General features: G+C 50.3%; 12 protein-coding genes. 9 read left to right on the top strand and 3 right to left on the bottom strand.

Annotated features, from left to right (window positions below; all coding sequences use genetic code 11):
* The first annotated feature begins 156 nt into the window (after positions 1-156).
* The 4 genes from B212_RS0117270 to B212_RS0117260 all read left to right on the top strand — a co-directional run bounded on the left by B212_RS0117270 (position 157) and on the right by B212_RS0117260 (position 4,540).
* Positions 157-531 (top strand): VOC family protein, encoded by a 375-nt coding sequence (locus B212_RS0117270; RefSeq protein ID WP_019912200.1) that lies wholly within the window; start codon positions 157-159, stop codon positions 529-531.
* Between the two features lie 172 nt (positions 532-703).
* Positions 704-1,042, top strand: coding sequence for a hypothetical protein (locus tag B212_RS35415; protein ID WP_019912199.1), 339 nt, complete (start codon positions 704-706; stop codon positions 1,040-1,042).
* The gene (locus tag B212_RS0117265) at positions 963-2,681 is read left to right on the top strand and encodes an ABC transporter ATP-binding protein (protein WP_332258149.1); all 1,719 of its coding nucleotides are present in this window, start codon (positions 963-965) and stop codon (positions 2,679-2,681) included. The genes B212_RS35415 and B212_RS0117265 overlap by 80 nt, the downstream gene beginning before the upstream one ends.
* Before the next feature lie 32 nt (positions 2,682-2,713).
* Complete coding sequence (locus tag B212_RS0117260; protein WP_028530895.1) at positions 2,714-4,540, top strand: ABC transporter ATP-binding protein; 1,827 nt, start codon at positions 2,714-2,716, stop codon at positions 4,538-4,540.
* Between the two features lie 343 nt (positions 4,541-4,883).
* Here B212_RS0117260 and B212_RS0117255 read toward each other — a convergent pair whose 3' ends face one another.
* Entirely contained in the window at positions 4,884-5,132 is a 249-nt protein-coding gene (locus B212_RS0117255) for a DUF7667 family protein (protein ID WP_019912196.1), read from the bottom strand.
* 554 nt (positions 5,133-5,686) lie between these two features.
* Here B212_RS0117255 and licT point away from each other — a divergent pair.
* The 3 genes from licT (at position 5,687) to B212_RS0117240 (ending at position 10,103) form a co-directional block, all read left to right on the top strand.
* On the top strand, positions 5,687-6,532 hold the full coding sequence (licT, locus tag B212_RS0117250; protein WP_019912195.1) for a BglG family transcription antiterminator LicT: 846 nt from the start codon (positions 5,687-5,689) through the stop codon (positions 6,530-6,532).
* A gap of 210 nt (positions 6,533-6,742) precedes the next feature.
* On the top strand, positions 6,743-8,599 hold the full coding sequence (locus tag B212_RS0117245) for a beta-glucoside-specific PTS transporter subunit IIABC (RefSeq protein WP_019912194.1): 1,857 nt from the start codon (positions 6,743-6,745) through the stop codon (positions 8,597-8,599).
* A gap of 46 nt (positions 8,600-8,645) precedes the next feature.
* Positions 8,646-10,103: a glycoside hydrolase family 1 protein gene (locus tag B212_RS0117240; RefSeq protein WP_019912193.1), complete on the top strand. Its 1,458-nt coding sequence runs from the start codon at positions 8,646-8,648 to the stop codon at positions 10,101-10,103.
* Between the two features lie 833 nt (positions 10,104-10,936).
* On the opposite strand, the gene B212_RS0117230 is transcribed toward B212_RS0117240, so the two are convergent.
* Both B212_RS0117230 and B212_RS0117225 read right to left on the bottom strand, forming a co-directional pair.
* Positions 10,937-11,977 carry an HD-GYP domain-containing protein gene (locus B212_RS0117230; protein WP_019912191.1) on the bottom strand — a complete coding sequence of 347 codons (1,041 nt, stop codon included), beginning with the start codon at positions 11,975-11,977 and terminating at the stop codon, positions 10,937-10,939.
* A gap of 88 nt (positions 11,978-12,065) precedes the next feature.
* Positions 12,066-12,779, bottom strand: coding sequence for a molybdenum cofactor biosynthesis protein (locus B212_RS0117225; protein WP_019912190.1), 714 nt, complete (start codon positions 12,777-12,779; stop codon positions 12,066-12,068).
* A 149-nt stretch (positions 12,780-12,928) separates the two neighbouring features.
* Here B212_RS0117225 and B212_RS0117220 point away from each other — a divergent pair, with 149 nt between their 5' ends.
* The gene (locus B212_RS0117220; protein WP_019912189.1) at positions 12,929-14,368 is read left to right on the top strand and encodes a bifunctional metallophosphatase/5'-nucleotidase; all 1,440 of its coding nucleotides are present in this window, start codon (positions 12,929-12,931) and stop codon (positions 14,366-14,368) included.
* Positions 14,369-14,446: 78 nt separating this feature from the next.
* On the top strand, positions 14,447-15,274 hold the full coding sequence (locus tag B212_RS0117215) for an undecaprenyl-diphosphate phosphatase (protein ID WP_019912188.1): 828 nt from the start codon (positions 14,447-14,449) through the stop codon (positions 15,272-15,274).
* The last annotated feature ends 100 nt before the right edge of the window (positions 15,275-15,374 follow it).

Genomic DNA, 15,374 nt, shown 5'->3' with positions numbered 1-15,374 from the left:
CTTTTGTGCCGATTGTAATTCTCTTGTAGTGTAGGAGGCGAACTTGTGAAGTTCGTCTCCTTCTATTTTTGTGGACCCTCACCTACGTAACAGTTATGTTTGAACAATGGGTATTCGGGTATACTAAATCATCTCTTATAAGGAGTGTGTAAAATAATGATTAATAAAATTGGCCAGGTTATGTTATATGTGAACAATCAAGACGAGTCCAGAGATTTCTGGATAGAAAAGCTAGGTTTCGAGGTCATTTCGGATGAAACCAATGGGCCGATGAGATTTATCGAGGTTGCTCCTAAAGGTGCAGCGACCAGCATTGTTCTTCATAATAAAGAGTTCGTTGCCAAAATGAATCCTGAAATGAATCTGGGGACACCTTCTTTAATGTACTTTACAGAGGATCTTGATCAATTATATCAAGATTTGACGAGCAAAAATGTCACAGTTGGAGAAATTGTAGAACTGCCCTTTGGCAGAGTTTTCAACTTCGCAGATACTGAAAATAATTACTTTGCTGTAATGGAGAAAAGATAATAAACCGCAATGCTAACGAAATATAGCGGGCTGTTCCCTCGGCAGATAATTAATCTGCGGGTGGATCAGCCCGTTTTCTTTTGATAAGCGAAAAAGTATAAATATACAAAAAATACATAAAAAGTGTATCCTCTGTGGGCACGAAAATGCCCCGAATCTTGGAGAATCTTAATTGTGCAGTATTTCTGAGGAAATGGAAGCAATTAAAGCTGTAGCCGCCCCTTTACCGCTGATTAAGCCTGCTTTTTTCGGAAAAAACCGGAAAAATGGTGATTTCTCCCCTTTGCTGCATGGAAACAGGTTTGATAAACTGCATAAAGTCCCTAAAATGGAAGCGCTAAAAAAGATGGCTCAAAATGTAAGCATTGAGGAGGAGAGATATGGATGTTCTCAGGCAACTGCGGGGCTTTTATCGGGAGAAGCTGCATTATTTGATTCTTTCGATAGTCTGCTTGGCTGCCGCAACTGCAGTGGGGCTTATAACCCCGAATTTGTTAAGGCGTTTGATTGATGATGTTATTGTTCCCCTAAAGTTTACTGAGGTGCCCGTACTCGCTCTCAGCGTGCTGGCAGTAGTACTTGTTAAGGCGTGCCTGCAGTTTGCCCATGGTTTTTATGGAGGGAGACTGGGGAATTTTCTCGCCTACCGGCTGCGCAACGCCTGTTATGAGAAGCTGCAATTTTTGTCCTTCCGCTATTACGATACGGCGAAGACAGGTGACCTGATGTCCCGGCTGACCGGGGATCTTGAGGCCATCCGGCTGTTTATCGGCTTTGGATTTGCCCAATTGCTGAATGTATTTTTTATGGTGCTGTTCGGCTCTATTATGATGTTCACGATCAATTGGCAGCTTACGCTGGTCACTTTGATCACCATGCCGTTCCTGGCTGCGGTGGCCTTCCGGTTTGAATCGAAGATTCACCCGGCTTTTCAGGAGATGCGGCTTGCGCTCAGCTCTCTTACTACGGCCGTTCAGGAGAATGTTACCGGTGTGCGGACTGTCAAATCTTTTGCCAGAGAGGGTTTTGAGGTAGAGAAATTCTCGCACCGGAATGAACGCTATAAGGATAATCAGATTTTTGCCGCTGAATTGTGGAGCAAGTTTTTTCCCGCCATGGAGTTTTTGGCCTCAGTGAGTGTAGCGATATTGCTGGGGGTTGGGGGAACGCTGGTCATCAAGGAGTATATGTCGCTTGGTGAGCTTGTAGCCTTTTTCAGCTTAATTTGGTATATTATCGGCCCTGTATGGGGTCTTGGCTTCCATATCAATAACTATACGCAATCCAAGGCTTCGGGAGAACGTGTACTAGAAGTGCTTAACCAGCAGATTGACGTGAAGGATAAGGACAACGCCCGCGAGCTTGTGCCTGCGGAAGTGAAGGGCGAGGTAGCCTTTAACCATGTGACCTTTGCTTACGGAAACAAAATGCCTGCCGTCAAGGATATTCATTTCGAGGCGAAGCCCGGGGCAGTAATCGGGTTCCTGGGGGGAACCGGGTCCGGCAAATCGACGGTGATTCAACTGATGATGCGGGCTTATGATGTGAATGAAGGCAGCATTACGCTGGATGGTGTGGATATCCGTGAGTACCAGGTACGCAGCTTACGGTCGCAGATTGCCACGGTGTTCCAGGAGACATTCCTGTTCTCCTCCTCTATCCGCAATAATATTGCGTATGGTCTTAAGAACGTCAGCATGGAGGAGATTATCCGTGCCGCCGAGCTTGCGAAGGCGCATGATTTCATCATGGAGATGCCTGAAGGCTATGATACGGTAGTCGGAGAACGGGGAATGGGACTCTCCGGCGGACAAAAGCAGCGGATTGCAATTGCCAGAGCCCTGCTCAAAAATCCGCGAATCCTTATCCTCGATGATGCAACCAGCGCCGTTGATATGGAGACGGAGCATGAGATACAGGCCGGCTTCCAGGAGGTTATGCGCGGACGGACTACCCTGATTATCGCCCACCGGATTTCCTCCTTGCGGCATGCCGATCAGATCATTGTAATGAATGAAGGGACAATGGTCCAGCAGGGTACGCACCATGAGCTGATTAAGGTTCCCGGTCCTTACCAGGATGTCTACCGGATTCAATACGCCGATTATTTGGCCAGGGACAACGGAAGAGGGGCAGGTGATCCGGTATGAAGCTTGAAGCAAACCAAGGAAAGCATGCAGCCATGAAGCCAGGCGCAGCAGATGAGGCACAGACTCTGGAAGAACGGTTCGTGTACAAGGACGACGACGTTATTGACAAGGCTTTTGACTGGAAGCAATTCACAAGGCTGTTCAGCTATATGAAGCCTTATGCCAAGCAGATGCTGCCCTTCATCTCGGCAATGATGATTCTTGGCACGATTACGAAGCTGACGGTTCCTTACCTGACGAGTATGGCTATTGATAAGGCGATTGCACCCAAGGACGGCCATCCCAGTCTGTCGCTGCTGTACACATTGACGGCCACCGTAGTTGTTCTGTATCTGATCCAATGGATCGCCGGCGTGTACCGGATCAAATATACAAACGTAATTGGACAAAGGGTAATTTACGACCTGCGTTCAGACCTGTTCCGGCATATTCAAAAGCTGTCGTTCAACTTTTTTGACAAACGCCCGGCGGGATCTGTACTGGTGCGGGTAACCAATGATATTAATTCCCTGCAGGATCTCTTCACAAACGGGGTCGTCAATCTGATGATCGACAGCGTGCAGCTAATCGGGATTATGGTAATTCTGCTGCTCATCAACTGGAAGCTGGGGCTTGCGGTAATGATCACCGTCCCGATTATGTTCTTCGTATCCACCAAGCTGCGCCAGAAGATTCGGATTGCCTGGCAGGATGTGCGGATGAAGAACTCCCGGATCAATTCCCATCTGAACGAGTCCATTCAGGGGATTAGAGTGACTCAGGCCTACACCCAGGAGCAGGAAAATATGAATTATTTCGACGCTATGAACATGGATAACCGGAAATCGTGGAACAAGGCTTCGGCGATGAACCAGGCGTTTGGTCCGATTATCGAAATTACCGGCGGCTTCGGAACGATGATTCTGTTCTGGTTCGGAGCTTACCTGATTCAATCGGGGGAGCTTACAGTCGGGTTTCTGGTTGCATTCAGCACCTATGTCAGCAACTTCTGGGACCCGATCAACCGTCTGGGCCAGATGTACAATCAATTGCTGGTGGCGATGGCTTCCTCCGAGCGGATTTTTGAATATCTGGATGAACAGCCTACGGTGCAAGACAAATCGGATGCGGCCGCGCTGCCTAAGATTGTGGGCGACATCAAGTTTGATAAGGTCGTCTTTGAATATGAAAAAGGCCGTGCGGCGCTGAAAGGCATTGACCTCGACGTCAAGGCTGGCCAATCCATCGCGCTTGTCGGGCACACCGGCTCAGGGAAAAGCACGATCATCAACCTCATTAGCCGGTTCTACGATGTTAAGAGCGGACACATCACCATTGACGGCAGGGATGTCCGTGATGTTACCCTGCAAAGCCTGCGGGAGCAGATCGGTATCGTGCTCCAGGATACGTTTATTTTCTCGGGAACGATCCGTGATAATATCCGGTTCGGGCGGCTGGACGCTACGGATCAGGAAGTCGAGGCTGCTGCGAGGGCAGTAGATGCCCACGATTTCATCAGCAAGCTGCCCGGCGGTTATGAGACGGAGGTAGAGGAGCGCGGGAGCGCGCTTTCTATGGGACAGCGCCAACTGCTATCCTTCGCCCGGGCGCTGCTGGCCAATCCCCGCATCCTGATTCTGGATGAGGCGACGGCAAGTATTGATACGGAGACGGAGGTCAAGATTCAGGAGGCGCTGAAGATTCTGCTTCAGGGCCGGACATCCTTCATCGTAGCCCATCGGCTGTCAACTATCCGCCATGCGGATAAGATTGTGGTCCTCGACCATGGCGAGATCAAGGAAGAAGGGACCCACGCCGAGCTTACGGCGCATGAGGGGATCTACAACGGCTTGATCGAAGCGCAATTCCGCTTCTTGTAAACAGAAACAGCCCTTTCCGGCACATTCATGTGCGGTTAGGGCTGTTTTAGTGTCAGCGAGCAGTGTGGTGCGCTATGGAGAAACTAACTGTATTTGCTGCAATTAAAATAGCGGGAATACCGTGTTTATCGGGGATAGCTGCATTTGCTGCAATTAAAAATGGCGGGCCGCCCCCTTTTTTCTAAAATGGTGTGTTTTTAAATGTATGAAGTGCAATTAAAGCCGGGACAGCGGCGAAATATTACTTTTTAATTGCATGAAATGCAGCTAGCGCTCAACGGGGTGTCTCAGCACAAACCTAAAGTCGGAGATACCGCCGAATTTGCTACAGGACGTGTCTGACTTACTTACTCCGTTTCCCCGTTTTTCCGGTCATCCGCACTTCGAACATCTGCGCGCTGATGTCTTGCTGCCACTGCACGTCTGCGGTCTGTGCTGCAAGATTAGCTTCATTGTTCAGCCGCGCCATTTCCCAGCAGTACCCCGCATTGGCCTGCAGACAGTGCTGCTGCTCCATTTTCTCATCTGCCGTAAGCGCCCGCTTCCGGCTTATCGTATACAGCTCCGCCAGTCGCTCATGAATGGTGAGCATATTTTACCTCCTTAAAAGTTTTGCTAGCGTTTCTTCCGTAAATAACATCGAGTAAAACTCACTTCGTAAGCATCCGCTTAATTTTGCGTACAAACTAAATAAGCTGAACTTGAAAAATAAAAAGGACAGAAGTGACGGAGGCGAAGTTTGGAACTGTAGGAGCGGTAGCGACCGCCTGAAAGCTTTCCACAGGAAAGCTCGCATCGTAAGCACACCGCTGCCAGCGGAATAAAATCAGGAAATCCAAACATAACAGCGGCCGGAAGTCTAAACATTCAGCTTTGAAAGCTTCCGCTTAATTTTACATGTTAATAGCCTAACCACAGCACAGGCACTGCAAACAAGGGGCGAATGGCAGAGCTCAGGAATTTTCCTGAAATAAAAAATAAAAAAATCTTGAAATCGCTTTTATTTATGCTACAATATCAGTAATACAGGATTGTGACCGGTCATGCGGGCAATGCCTAAGCTGATACGAGTATCATTTTACTAAATGATATTGGGATCAACTTAGGCTTTTTTTGTACAAACTATGTGATGGGGGGTGACTACAGATGATTATTGAAAAGGTGCTGAACAACAACGTGCTGTTAACCAAAAACCAGAAGGGCAAGGAAGTTATCGTAATGGGCAGAGGCATTTCCTTCAATAAGGTGGCGGGTGATTATGTTGATCCGGCCAAGGTGGACAAAATTTTTCTGCTGAACGAAAACGAATTCACAGCGCGCTTAACGGAGCTGCTCAATGATATACCTGTGGCTCATCTGGAATTGGCCAACGAAATCGTAACGTATGCGAACGGGGTTCTGGGCAAGGAGCTTAACGATAATCTGTACCTGACCCTTACGGATCATATTCATTTTGCTGTCCAGCGTTATGAGAAAGGGATTGTACTCAAAAATGCGATGCTGTTCGAGATCAAACGTTTCTATAAGAAGGAATTTTCGATTGGGATGGACGCCCTGAAGATTATTGAGCAGTCTACCGGGCTTGCGCTTGGCGAGGATGAGGCAGGGTTCATCGCCTTGCATTTGGTGAACGCGAGAATGGACGGGAATGAAATGAAGTCCACCCTGAAGATGACAGAAATTGTCCAGAATATTCTGAACATCGTTACCTACCATTACAAGGTGGTGCTGGACGAAAGCTCGCTCAACTATTCGCGGTTTCTGACGCATTTGCAGTATTTTTCCATGCGGGTACTGAAGAAGGAGACGAGCAACAGCGGGGAGGACTTCCTGTTCAATCAAGTGAAGCTGACCTACGTCAAAGCGTTTGAATGCGCAAGCAAAATCAATGATTACATCGAGAAAACCTATGGTCAGAGCTTGAGCAAAGACGAATATGTCTACCTCACTATTCACATCCATCGTGTGACTGAACGCAACAGCCTGGAGTAGAGTTAGAGCAGAATAATGATCATCTGGCAGGGTGTTACTGGTAATGCAGGCAAAACCTGAACTGATGGCAAAATGGGCGCGCGCTGACGTTTCCTTTTTGCTGTGAGTTCAGGTTTTTCTTGTTTGCGGTGGATATGAGGATAACTGCTGGCACATCCTAATCCTAACGCAACGTCCACAATTATAACGATCCACAAAGGAGCAAACCATATGAGCAACAAAGACTTATCCAAACAGATCATTACGCTCGTTGGCGGTGAAGACAATGTGAATTCAGTATTTCACTGCGCAACCCGCTTGAGATTCAAGCTTAAGGATTCCGGTAAAGCGGATAAAGCCACGCTGGAAAAAACTCCGGGAGTCATTACAGTTGTCGAGAACAGCGGACAGTTCCAGGTCGTCATCGGCAATAATGTCGGTCAGGTCTTCGATCAGATCATGAAGGAAACCTCCTTGCAGGATGCAGACAAAAACGGGAAAGATGAAGAGTCCGAGAGCACAGGTATCCTGGGCAAAGCGGTGGATATCATTTCCAGTATCTTCTCCCCGATTCTGGGGGCATTGGCCGGAGCCGGGGTGCTCAAAGGGCTGCTGGCATTGATCCTGTCCCTGGAGTGGATCAGCAATACCAGCGGGACCTACCTGATTCTCAATGCGGCATCCGATAGTGTGTTCTACTTCCTTCCTGTGTTTCTGGCGGTTACGGCGGCACGCAAGTTCAAGGCGAATCAATTTGTATCGGTTGCCATCGCCGGAGCACTAATCTACCCGGCGGTGATCGCTGCTGTCGGCGCACCTGATAAGCTGAGCTTTTTGGGGATACCGATTGTGCTGGTTAACTATTCCTCCAGCGTCATTCCGATTATTTTGGCGGTGTGGGTGCAGTCTTATGTAGAAAAATGGTTCCGTTCCATCATCCATGAATCGGTCCGCAATATCCTGGTGCCGATGTTCGCATTGCTGATTGTAATTCCGCTTACCTTCCTGGCCTTCGGCCCTGTGGGCTCGCTGATCAGTGATGGACTCGCTTCCGGATATACCTGGCTGTATAATCTCAGTCCGCTCGTAGCAGGCGCTATCGCCGGCGCGTTCTGGCAGGTGTTCGTCATCTTTGGCGTACACTGGGGTTTTGTTCCCATTATGCTCAGCAACATTGCAACACTTGGCTCCGACACAATGCTTCCGATTCTGGCCGCCGCTGTTCTCTCGCAAGCCGGTGCAGTATTCGGAGTGTTCCTGAAGTCAAAGAATACGCAGCTAAAAGCATTGGCCGGCTCTTCTACACTGTCCGCTGTATTCGGCATCACTGAACCAACGATTTACGGTGTAACGCTGAAGCTCAAAAAGCCGTTCATTTACGCTTGTATTTCCGGTGCGGTTGGCGGTGCGATTATCGCTGCGGGCGGTGCCAGAGCTATCGCCTTCTCGTTGCCGGGGCTGCTTGCTCTGCCGACCTATTTCGGCAGCGGGTTTGCCTGGGCGGCTATCGGTATCGCGGTGGCTTTTGTATTAGCAATGGTTCTGGTGTTTGTGCTTGGATTTGACGACCCGGAAGCAGAGGCTGCAGAGAAGCCGTCCGAACCGGTTGTGAAGCAGGAAGGTACACGGATTGACAAAGAAGCGATTGCCAGCCCGTTATCCGGGAAGCTGCTGCCGCTGGACAGTACACCGGATGAAGCTTTTGCCTCGGGAGCAATGGGAAAAGGGATTGTCATTGAACCGTCTTCCGGTGTGCTGACCTCTCCGGTAAACGGAGTAGTGACAACCGTATTTCCGACAGGACATGCCATTGGCATCACTTCTGAGGGTGGCGCGGAGCTGCTGATCCATGTGGGTGTCAACACGGTGAAGCTGAAGGGCCAGCATTTTAATAAGAAGGTAAAAGAAGGAGAAAGAGTGGAGCAGGGACAGCTTCTGCTGGAGTTTGACGTGGAAGCGATTCGTGCAGCCGGGTTCGTCACAGCAACACCGGTCATTGTCACGAACTCTGCCAGCTATCTGGATGTGCTTATGAACACGGGTACGGATGTCAAGAATGGTGAGCTTTTGTTAACATTAATCAATTAGACATTACTTGCTGTACCAGCAGAACCTTAAGGAGAGGAGTAACATAATGACCGCAATACAAAAAGGATTTCCAGATAACTTCTTATGGGGCGGAGCCACGGCTGCGAACCAATTGGAAGGCGCATTCGATGCCGATGGCAAAGGCTTGTCCAGTGCAGATATGGTTGCTTATGTACCCAAGGCGCAGCGGAGCAACGACCATGCCATTGAAATTACATCGGAGCGGATTGAGCAAATTCTGTCCGGAGAATTCACCGCCCGGTTCCCGAAACGCGAAGGGGTAGATTTCTATCACCGCTATAAGGAGGATATCGCTTTATTTGCCGAGATGGGCTTCAAGGTCTTCCGCCTGTCGATCAACTGGGCGCGTATCTTCCCGAATGGCGATGAAGCGGAGCCGAATGAAGCGGGTTTGCAGTTCTATGACAATGTGTTTGATGAGCTGCATAAATACGGCATCGAGCCGCTTGTCACCCTGGCCCATTACGAGACACCGCTCGGTCTGACGCAGAAATACAACGGCTGGGCTTCGCGGGAAGTCATTTCCTGCTTTACGCGTTATGCGGAGACGGTATTCCGGCGCTACAAAGACAAAGTGAAGTACTGGATTACCTTCAATGAGATCAATATGATGACGCTAAGTCCGTTTACCGGGGGCGGCGTAGTTATAGACCGTGCGGAGAACAAGCAGCAGACGATCTATCAGGCGCTTCATCATCAATTTCTGGCGAGCGCGCTTGCGACCAAGCTGGTGCATGAGATTATCCCCGGATCGCAGATGGGCTGCATGCTGGCCCGGATGGAGAGCTATGCCAATACCTGCAACCCTGAGGATGTGCGGCTCAACCAGCATGAGAACCAGATGAATCTGTACTTCACAGATGTGCATGCCCGTGGAGAATATCCTAAGTACATGGACCGCTTTTTTGCCGAAAATAATGTCGTTCTCCGAAAGGAACCCGGCGACGATGAGATTCTGAAGCTGCACACTGTTGATTATGTGGCGTTTAGCTACTACATGACGCTTACCGTATCCAATAGCCCTGAAGGAGAGCGTGCGCAGGGCAACCTATTCGGCGGTGTGAAGAACCCGTATCTGAAGGCTTCGGAGTGGGGCTGGCAGATTGACCCGATCGGGCTGCGGATTATGCTGAATACGATGTACGACCGCTATCAGAAGCCTTTGTTCATCGTGGAAAATGGCCTCGGCGCTTATGATAAGGTCGAAGCCGACGGCTCGATCCATGACAGCTACCGGATGGACTACCTGCGACAGCATATCGCCCAGATGAAGGAAGCGGTTCTGGACGGTGTAGAGCTGATTGGCTACACAAGCTGGGGACCGATTGACCTGGTGAGCATGTCTACCTCCGAGATGTCGAAGCGTTACGGATTCATCTATGTAGACCTGGACGACGACGGCAACGGAACGCTGAACCGTTCGAAGAAGGATTCTTTCCACTGGTACAAAAAAGTCATCGCCAGCAACGGCGAGGAGCTGTAAGAATAGCCTGTAGACTAGGCTAGGCTGTTGTGCTCAGACAGGTGATTGGGCAGGCTCTTGTTATTACAATTATGTCGCTGAGCTTGAAATTTGCAGCGTATATGTCAGCCCTGCTGTAGGGCTCTGTTGGGGTGATTGCACTTTCTGCAACAGAATGCTCAGCGTTCTTCGGTAAGCTGCAATCTGCTGTATTTCATGCAGTAGATTTCTGGATTCTCTGATCAGAAGCACGCTTCCGCTGAATTCTGCTGCACAGAGTGCAATAGAGTGCGTTTTCCGGAGGATTTAGGGGGCATCTGATGTATAAAGTGCAATAGACAGCCATGCCGCTCGTTCGCGGCACTTCAGACGATGAAGTGTCATAGCAGGTCCCTCAATTTGGCTTCGCCAAATTCGAGGCTTCCATAACAATGTCCTCTGTTCGGACATCGTTATTTCAGGATAGAATGCGTCATGACCTACAAATAGGCGCAGAAACATTGCGCGAAAAGAACAGGAGGTTCCCAATGCCGTCTCCGGCGAGGGAACCTCCTGTTTGCTTGCGGGTAATACTGAGGTTGAAAGATTGGATACACGTTCGCGACTCATGCCTACAAGTAGGCGATCCCGCAAACGCTTAGCCCCGTGGAGGAACTCCCGGGGCCAACTGCGCAGTAAAGCTTTGAAGCTCCCGCCCTTTGCGAAGCAAAGCAGGGAGCTTCAAGGCGGGCATCACACTCAGCCTTCCTTCCGTCCACCACAGCCGCAGATTTCCGCCAAGCTTCCGGGTGTCCAGAGGGTGGAACCCTTGGGGCCCTCCCTTGGCTAAGGGAGGGTTTGGGAGGGATCGAAAATCACTCCATATAAATCTCCACAATCGTAACTTTACGCTCCTTGGCCAGGTCAAGGAATTTGCCTCCGGCCTGCACAAGCGGACGGAAGACGTCAAGCGGATTGTTCATGATAATGACGCCCATGTCGCCAGTGCTCAGCAGCACATGTTTGCCGATAAAATTAGGCATTAAATGCTGGATGAAGGCCTGCACCGGCTTGCCGTTCAGCTTGCCGAAGCTGAGGGTGTTGATCTCATGCAGCACAGAGATCAGCTCCTGCTTCGACTGATAGATCCGGTGGGAGGTCATTGCACTGTAAATGTCCGCTACAGCGGCAATCTGGGCATACGGGTGAATATCATCTTTGGTAAGTTGATGGGGATATCCGGAACCATCCTCGCGTTCATGATGCTGAAGCGCGACCAGGGCGGTATAGGGGTCGTCCATAGAGTTGCGGATAATTTCATAGCCGTAAATCGTATGTAGTTTGACTTCGTCGAATTCTTCCGGGGTCAGCTTGCCCGGCTTGCTCAGGATGTCAGGAGAAATCCGGCATTTGCCGATGTCAATTAGATACCCGGCCCGGCCGATCTCGTAGCACTCCTTCTTGGAATATCCAAGCCATGATGCTATGTAGTAAGAGAGCATGCCCACCTGCAGGGAATGGTTATAGGTGTAATTGTCCTCCCGGTCAAGCAGCAGCAGTAACGAAACCACATCCTTATGCTTGTCAAAGGACTGAAGCGAAGGCTGGAGAATATCATCCACAACCGACTGGTTGAAGCTTCCCTTAGTTAACGCTTCCATATATACCGATTCAAAGCCCTCGATCATGGTATCGAAACTGCCGGCAGCCTCCCCGATAATGGAAGGTCTGCTGGATGAAGCAGGCTCTTCCTGGACAGCTTCGATATCAACATAATCCACTCCGTGCTGCATGAGCTTGGCAATCTCTTCGTATTGGAGCAATGATCCTTTGGGTAATACATGCAGCCCTGAGGAGCTAAAGGTATCCATTCGCAGATAATTACCCGGTTTAAGATCTGAAACGTGTACTCTCAATGAATATGCCACCTTATCTTAACGATTTTTTCCAGCATAGCAACAAAATCGGAAATATTCAATGATTAAAAATGTTAAGCGGCATACTCTAAAGAAGGCGGAATTCTTTCGCTTTAGGATCAGCGCCAAGCCACTGTTCACCGGACGCTCCGATGTCCTTTTTCCATACGGGTACTGAGGCTTTCAGCTTCTCGATGGCATAGCGGCTGGCCTCATAGCAGGTGTCGCGGTGCGCGGCGGATACGGCTATAATGACGCTTGCTTCCTTCAAGCCAACAAGTCCTGTACGGTGGGCAATTGCACAGCGGGCATTCCACCGCTCACCGACTTCACTGCCGATCTCCTGCAGCTTGGCCAGCGCCATGGGAACGTAAGCTTCGTAATGCAGCGCCGTCGTACGCTGAGTGCCGGTCATCTCTCTTGTCGTGCCGACAAAGAGGAGTGTCGCCCCATGATTAGCATCCAGCACTTTATCCAGAAGGGATTCTCCGTTCAAGGGCTGCCCGGTGATACAGAACATGCCGTCCGCAGTTTCTTCGGTTAAGGAGACCGATTCTCCCCCGGATACGGGAGGAATAAGCGCCACCTCGGCGGCTTCGGAGATAACGGAGTCATCCGGCGCATACTCATGGTCAATAGCTACTAATGATACATTGATCTGCGGGGCGGCGTCCGGGTAGGATGCGCAGAGCAGCTCCTTTAATCTTCCCGCAGTCAGCGGGGTCTCAGGGGACTGGAATGCCAGGGAGGAGGAGCCGAGAGCTTCGGCCAGACCGGCGAACAGACGGATTATTATAGGCATGCTTGATTCACCTCGGAATATGCTTAGTTAATAGACTCAAGAATGATTCCAATATACCATAATGGTCCTGAAAATGTTATGCTAGGCACTGTAAGATTACAAGCCTGCCGCTTATAAAAACGGATTTTCAGGCGGGAGGGGAATAGCTCATGGAGTCTGCTGCACAAAAAATCACCATACTTCATACCAATGATATACACAGCCACTTTGAAATGATGAGTCCCATTGCCGCAGAAATGGCCAAGCTGAAGACCGCCGCCGGAGAAGGACCTGTGCTGCTGATGGATATAGGTGATCATATGGACCGGGCCGCCGTAGAGACTGAAGGCACGATGGGACAGGCGAATATTGATATGATCAACCTGACCGGATATGATGCCGTCACCATCGGCAACAATGAAGGGCTGACCTTCCCCCATGAGATTCTATCTGCACTATATTCGGGCATTCAGTGCCCGGTAGTATGCTGCAACATCCTGGAGAGCTCTACCGGGGAACCTCCCGGCTGGATGAAGCGCCATGCGATACTCGACAGGGACGGCATCCGGATCGGCGTTACCGGAGCAACAGCGGCGTTTACTGCCTTTTACGCGTTGCTCGGCTGGGAAACGCTGGACCCGGAAGCTGCGCTTCGTGAGCAATGCGAGCTTCTGGCTCCGCAGGTGGATTTGCTGATTGTGCTTTCCCATCTGGGACTTCCGGCGGATCAGCAACTGGCAGAGCGGCTGGAAGGGGTACACGCCATTCTGGGCGGACATACGCATCATATGCTGGAGACGCCGCAGATGATTAACGGAACTGCCGTCTGCGGCGCGGGCAAATTCGGACGGTATGTCGGAGTGCTGAGATTTGAGCGCGCTGGTGCAGGCGAAGCCTTCAGGCTGGCTCAAGGTGAATGCCTCGCAGTTGATCCCGGGCTTAGCGAACACGTTATTGCACCTGCAGCAGCGCTGCATTTGGTTCATGGGCGTGAAGTTCTCCAAGAGACCGTTGCAATGACGGGCCGTGAGCTTGCGCTTGATACGGCTGGGGAGTCCCCCTTTGGCAATCTGCTGGCCCAGGCCGTCCGGCGGTTCACAGGCACAAGGCTGTCGCTGGTCAACAGCGGGCAACTGCTTGGACCTCTGCCGGAGGGCAACATTACCTCAGGCATGCTCCATGCGCTGTGTCCGTCGCCGGTCAACGCTTGCATTCTCAATCTGAGGGGCAAGGATATCCGCACGGCCCTTGCGCAGAGCCTGACTGAAGAATTCTACGACAAAGCGATATTCGGCTATGGATTCCGGGGGAAGGTGCTCGGCAGCCTTGCTGTGGATGGATTAAAAATCCTGTACGATCCAAGGGTCATGCCGTATGATAACGGTATTGCCGTTTTTGCCGATGGAGAACCCCTGGATGACAATGCCATTTATCAAGTCGGGACGTTGGACATGTTCACTTTTCGGGCCGGGTATGAGAGTATTGCTAATGGAAGTGAAGCTGTTTTTTTGCTGCCTAACTTTCTGCGGGATCTGCTGCGGATGGAGCTGCAGCGGCCGGGAAGTCTCGATGAATGTAGGGTTGCCCGCTGGGAGAGCAGGGTTACCTGATCGTTAGGGTCACACTTTATATGCAAGGTAGAGCAATAGCTGCACCAGGTTTCATTTTTTCAAGATCAGGAGGATAAAATGGATACAATTACAGCAATTATACTGGCAATCGTAGAAGGCATAACTGAATTTATCCCGGTATCATCCACGGGACACATGATTTTAACGACCAAGCTTTTGGGTTTCGATGAGCAGACGCCGATCATGAAGACCTATGAAATTGTCATCCAGCTCGGAGCAATTCTCGCTATCGCTCTGGTGTACCGCCAGCGGGTGCTTAATTTGCTGGGTATCGGCCGCAGCCGCACAGCTAGAGGCGGAGTAATGCCTGCCAATAGACTGAATCTGATCCATGTGATTCTCGGGATTGTGCCGGCGCTTGCGGTGGCTTTTTTCGCCCGTGATTTCATTAAGAGTCTCTTCGGGGCGACTACCGTACTCTGGGCGCTTGTCGCCGGCGGGATTCTGATGATCGTAGCGGAGTGGGTGAACAAACGCAAAATTCGCATCACTGCCCATGAGCTTGATGATTTATCTTACGGGCAGGCGCTTGCCATCGGGATCTATCAGATCATTTCCGTGCTGTGGCCAGGGTTCTCCCGTTCCGGCTCCACGATTTCAGGGGGGATGCTGAGCGGGGTCAGCTATAAGGCTTCGGCGGACTTTTCGTTCCTCATTGCGATTCCGATCATGTGCGCGGCTTCAGGCTATGAGCTGCTTGATTCCTTTCAATATTTTACAAAAGATACGATTTGGGATTTCGCTATTGGCTTCGTGATTTCGTTTGTTGTTGCCTATGTTGTCGTGGTGGCGTTCATTAAGCTGATTCAGAAGATCAGACCGACCCATTTCGCGATTTACCGTTTTATCTTGGCTGCTGTGTTCTGGCTGTTCATTATGCGTTAATAATATCTCCCCCTCAGCTCTTGACTGAACGCTCATGGTAACGGTATATACACTGAGTAACACCCGGGGATCAATAGCAGAGTAGCATTTTACCGTTAAA

The sequence above is a fragment of the Paenibacillus sp. HW567 genome (genome assembly GCF_000374185.1).
Taxonomy (GTDB): domain Bacteria; phylum Bacillota; class Bacilli; order Paenibacillales; family Paenibacillaceae; genus Paenibacillus_AQ.
The sequence above is the reverse complement of the archived record's forward strand: the minus strand, read 5'-3'. Positions and strand labels throughout refer to the sequence as shown.

Bases quoted from the DNA above. Each gene is read 5' to 3' on its own strand.
- B212_RS0117270 (WP_019912200.1), top strand. From the start codon at position 157: ATGATTAATAAAATTGGCCAGGTTATGTTATATGTGAACAATCAAGAC.
- B212_RS0117260 (WP_028530895.1), top strand. From the start codon at position 2,714: ATGAAGCCAGGCGCAGCAGATGAGGCACAGACTCTGGAAGAACGGTTC.
- B212_RS0117255 (WP_019912196.1), bottom strand. From the start codon at position 5,132: ATGCTCACCATTCATGAGCGACTGGCGGAGCTGTATACGATAAGCCGG.
- licT (WP_019912195.1), top strand. From the start codon at position 5,687: ATGATTATTGAAAAGGTGCTGAACAACAACGTGCTGTTAACCAAAAAC.
- B212_RS0117245 (WP_019912194.1), top strand. From the start codon at position 6,743: ATGAGCAACAAAGACTTATCCAAACAGATCATTACGCTCGTTGGCGGT.
- B212_RS0117240 (WP_019912193.1), top strand. From the start codon at position 8,646: ATGACCGCAATACAAAAAGGATTTCCAGATAACTTCTTATGGGGCGGA.
- B212_RS0117225 (WP_019912190.1), bottom strand. From the start codon at position 12,779: ATGCCTATAATAATCCGTCTGTTCGCCGGTCTGGCCGAAGCTCTCGGC.
- B212_RS0117220 (WP_019912189.1), top strand. From the start codon at position 12,929: ATGGAGTCTGCTGCACAAAAAATCACCATACTTCATACCAATGATATA.
- B212_RS0117215 (WP_019912188.1), top strand. From the start codon at position 14,447: ATGGATACAATTACAGCAATTATACTGGCAATCGTAGAAGGCATAACT.